The 3,638-nt window shown below is 74.1% G+C and carries 2 protein-coding genes; both read left to right on the top strand.

The genetic code is table 11. The annotated features are described in order from the left end of the window. The first annotated feature begins 381 nt into the window (after positions 1-381). Positions 382-783 carry a hypothetical protein gene (locus IF43_RS0135215; RefSeq protein ID WP_158939678.1) on the top strand — a complete coding sequence of 134 codons (402 nt, stop codon included), beginning with the start codon at positions 382-384 and terminating at the stop codon, positions 781-783. A gap of 273 nt (positions 784-1,056) precedes the next feature. Next, positions 1,057-3,453: an endopeptidase La gene (gene lon / locus IF43_RS0135220; RefSeq protein WP_030210906.1), complete on the top strand. Its 2,397-nt coding sequence runs from the start codon at positions 1,057-1,059 to the stop codon at positions 3,451-3,453. Positions 3,454-3,638 lie beyond the last annotated feature (185 nt).

Genomic DNA, 3,638 nt, shown 5'->3' on the forward strand with positions numbered 1-3,638 from the left:
GCAGGCCCACCCCTGGGGCAAGGGGCTGCGCCCTGGCCTGCGGCCACCCCAGGCCCGGGCCTGCCTCCGGACCAGCCTGCCATGACGCCTCAAGAGGCTCCCCCACACACCACGGGACCCGCCGGCACTGCCAAGGAGCCGGGGACCGGGGTGGGGGCGGCCCTCTCGTGGGTGACCCGCCCCGGAAGCCGAGCAGTGGGCCCTACGGAGGACGACGACCCGGATGCGGGGCGTCGCGGCCGGGCGGACGCTTGAGCCATGACAGACCGGGAGCCGCGGGGGTGGGACCGGCAGCCGGGTAGGGGCGGGGGCGGTCAGGGACGCTCCGGGCCGGGAGGCTGGGCGCAGCCGCCGCCGGCGGCTCGGGGCGGGGCAGGGCGGGTGCTCGGGTGGTCGTGCCTCGGGGTGTTCGCCGTGCTGGGGGTGCTCGCCGTCGCGGCCCTCGTCGGGCTCTTCGTCGTCGCGGACAAGGACGGCGGGGCGGAGGACGGGCCCCGTGGTGACGTGCGGCTCACGGCATGCGTGGTGGACGCGACGACGAAGTGGCCCCACGCCGACGTGCTGGTCACCAACCGCTCTGCCAAGGCCAGCGACTACGGCGTCCACGTCGAGTTCCTCGATCCGGCGGGCAAACGGCTGAGCGACGCCTACGGCGCGACGGACAACCTGGCGCCGGGGCAGCGGGCGACCGTTCGGGTGCAGAGCCTGCACCAGGTCGCGGCCGGTACGCGCTGCCGCATCGTGGACGTCAGCCGGCACATGTCCTGGCGCCCGTCCGGCTGACCCCGGCTGACTTTGGATTTGCGTCAGCCGCCTCGCCCACCAGCCGGTCCCGGTACTCCTGACTCCTGGAGCGAACGGTCGGGTGGTCGACGGCCGTGGGGGCAGCGGGGGCTGACGGTCCATCCGGGCGATGCCGGGTGAGGAGGGGCGTGCGGGGGTTCAGCCGGGGGCGGGCACAGAGCGTTCGCCGTGGGCGAACGGAGCGTGGGGAACATTGGGCGGCGCAGATGCATTGAGTCGGCATAGCTCAACTTCACTGCCGGAAGGAAGATCATGGCTTCGATGTCCGCAACGCTCACGCTGCCTGTGCTGCCGCTCGACGACGAGGTCGTGCTGCCCGGCATGGTCGTGCCGCTCGACCTCACGGACAGCGAGGTGCGCGCCGCGGTGGAAGCCGCCCAGGCCGCGGCCCGGTCCGGCAAGCCGAGGGTGCTGCTGGTGCCCCGGGTGGACGGCACGTACGCGGGTACCGGCGTACTCGGCCGCATCGAGCAGGTCGGCCGCCTCTCCGGAGGCGACCCGGGCGCGCTGATCCGCGCGCTGGGCCGCGTCCGCATCGGCTCGGGCACCACCGGCCCCGGCGCCGCCCTGTGGGTCGAGGGCGAGACCGTGCCCGAGCACGTGCCGGACCCGCTGCCCGGCGCGGTCGCCGACCTCGTCAAGGAGTACAAGGCGCTGGCCACCAGCTGGCTGAAGAAGCGCGGCGCCTGGCAGGTCGTCGACCGGGTCCAGGGCATCGAGGGCGTGGGCGCCCTCGCCGACAACTCGGGCTACTCGCCCTTCCTGACGGTGGCCCAGAAGGTCGAGCTGCTGGAGACCGCCGACCCGGTCGCCCGTCTCAAGCTCGCCGTCACGTGGCTCAGCGACCACCTCGCCGAGCAGGACGTGGCCGAGTCCATCGCCAAGGACGTCCAGGAGGGCGTCGACAAGCAGCAGCGCGAGTTCCTGCTGCGCCGTCAGCTGGAAGCCGTCCGCAAGGAGCTGCGCGAGCTCAACGGCGACGCCGAGGGCGAGGAGTCCGACGACTACCGCGCCCGGGTGGAGGCCGCGGACCTGCCGGAGAAGGTCCGGGAGGCCGCCATCAAGGAGGTCGACAAGCTCGAGCGGTCCAGCGACCAGTCGCCCGAGGGCTCCTGGATCCGCACCTGGCTCGACACCGTCCTCGAACTGCCGTGGAACGAGCGCACGGAGGACGCGTACGACATCCAGGGCGCGCGGGCGGTGCTCGACGCCGAGCACGCCGGCCTGGACGACGTGAAGGACCGCATCACCGAGTACCTGGCCGTCCGCAAGCGTCGCAGCGACCGCGGCATGGGCCTGGTGGGCGGCCGCCGCGGCGGGGCCGTGCTGGCCCTCGTCGGCCCGCCCGGCGTCGGAAAGACGAGCCTGGGCGAGTCGGTCGCGCACGCGATGGGGCGCAAGTTCGTCCGGGTCGCCCTGGGCGGCGTACGCGACGAGGCGGAGGTCAGGGGCCACCGGCGCACGTACGTCGGCGCCCTGCCGGGCCGGATCGTCCGCGCCATCAAGGAGGCCGGGTCCATGAACCCGGTCGTGCTCCTCGACGAGATCGACAAGGTCGGCTCCGACTTCCGGGGCGACCCCGCGGCCGCCCTGCTCGAGGTACTCGACCCGGCACAGAACCACACGTTCCGGGACCACTACCTGGAGGTCGAACTGGACCTCAGCGACGTCGTCTTCCTGGCGACGGCGAACGTCCTGGAGGCCATCCCCGAGGCGCTGGCCGACCGCATGGAGCTGGTGCGCCTGGACGGCTACACCGAGGACGAGAAGGTCGTCATCGCCCGGGACCACCTGCTGCCCCGCCAGCTGGAGCGGGCCGGGCTCGACGCCGCCGAGGTGACGCTGGAGGAGTCCGCACTGCGCGCCCTGGCGGGGGAGTACACCCGCGAGGCGGGCGTCCGGAACCTGGAGCGCTCCATCGCCCGCCTGCTGCGCAAGGTGGCCGCCCAGCACGAACTGGGGCAGCGCGAGCTGCCGACCGCCCTCGGCGCGGACGACCTGCGCGCCCTGATCGGCCGGCCGCACCACGTGCCCGAGTCCGGTCAGGACCCGGCGGAGCGGCGTACGGCCGTGCCGGGCGTGGCCACCGGCCTGGCGGTCACCGGGGCGGGCGGCGACGTGCTGTTCGTCGAGGCCTCCCTGGCCGACCCGGAGACCGGGGCCGCCGGGCTGACCCTCACCGGCCAGCTGGGCGACGTCATGAAGGAGTCGGCCCAGATCGCCCTCAGCTTCCTCCGCTCGCACGGCGCGGAGCTGGAGCTGCCCGTGGCCGACCTGAAGGACCGGGGCGTGCACATCCACTTCCCGGCGGGCGCGGTCCCCAAGGACGGCCCGAGCGCGGGCATCACGATGACCACGGCCCTGGCGTCGCTCCTGTCCGGCCGCCAGGTGCGTACGGACGTGGCGATGACCGGTGAGGTGTCCCTGACCGGCCGGGTCCTGCCGATCGGCGGCGTCAAGCAGAAGCTGCTGGCCGCGCACCGGGCGGGTCTGACGACCGTGATCATCCCGAAGCGGAACGAGCCGGACCTGGACGACGTCCCTGCCGAGGTCCTGGAGAAGCTGGAGGTCCACCCGGTGACGGACGTGCGTCAGGTGCTCGAGCTCGCCCTGTCGGAGGCGGACGTCGCGATCGCCACGGCGGCCTGAGCCTCCTGAGCCCCCTGAGGTGAGATCCGGGCGGCCGCTGCTCCCTGCAGCGGCCGCCCGAAACCCGGCTCCGCCCCGGCACCGGGCCACCGGGCCCGTCCCGTCCCGCCCCGCCCAGAAACCGTTCCCCCACCCCCCCATCGCCCCACGCCGCCCCCATCGCTCCAGACCGCACGGCCTGACCC

The sequence above is a fragment of the Streptomyces sp. NRRL S-87 genome (genome assembly GCF_000719335.1).
GTDB lineage: Bacteria > Actinomycetota > Actinomycetes > Streptomycetales > Streptomycetaceae > Streptomyces.

Bases quoted from the DNA above. Each gene is read 5' to 3' on its own strand.
- lon (WP_030210906.1), top strand. From the start codon at position 1,057: ATGGCTTCGATGTCCGCAACGCTCACGCTGCCTGTGCTGCCGCTCGAC.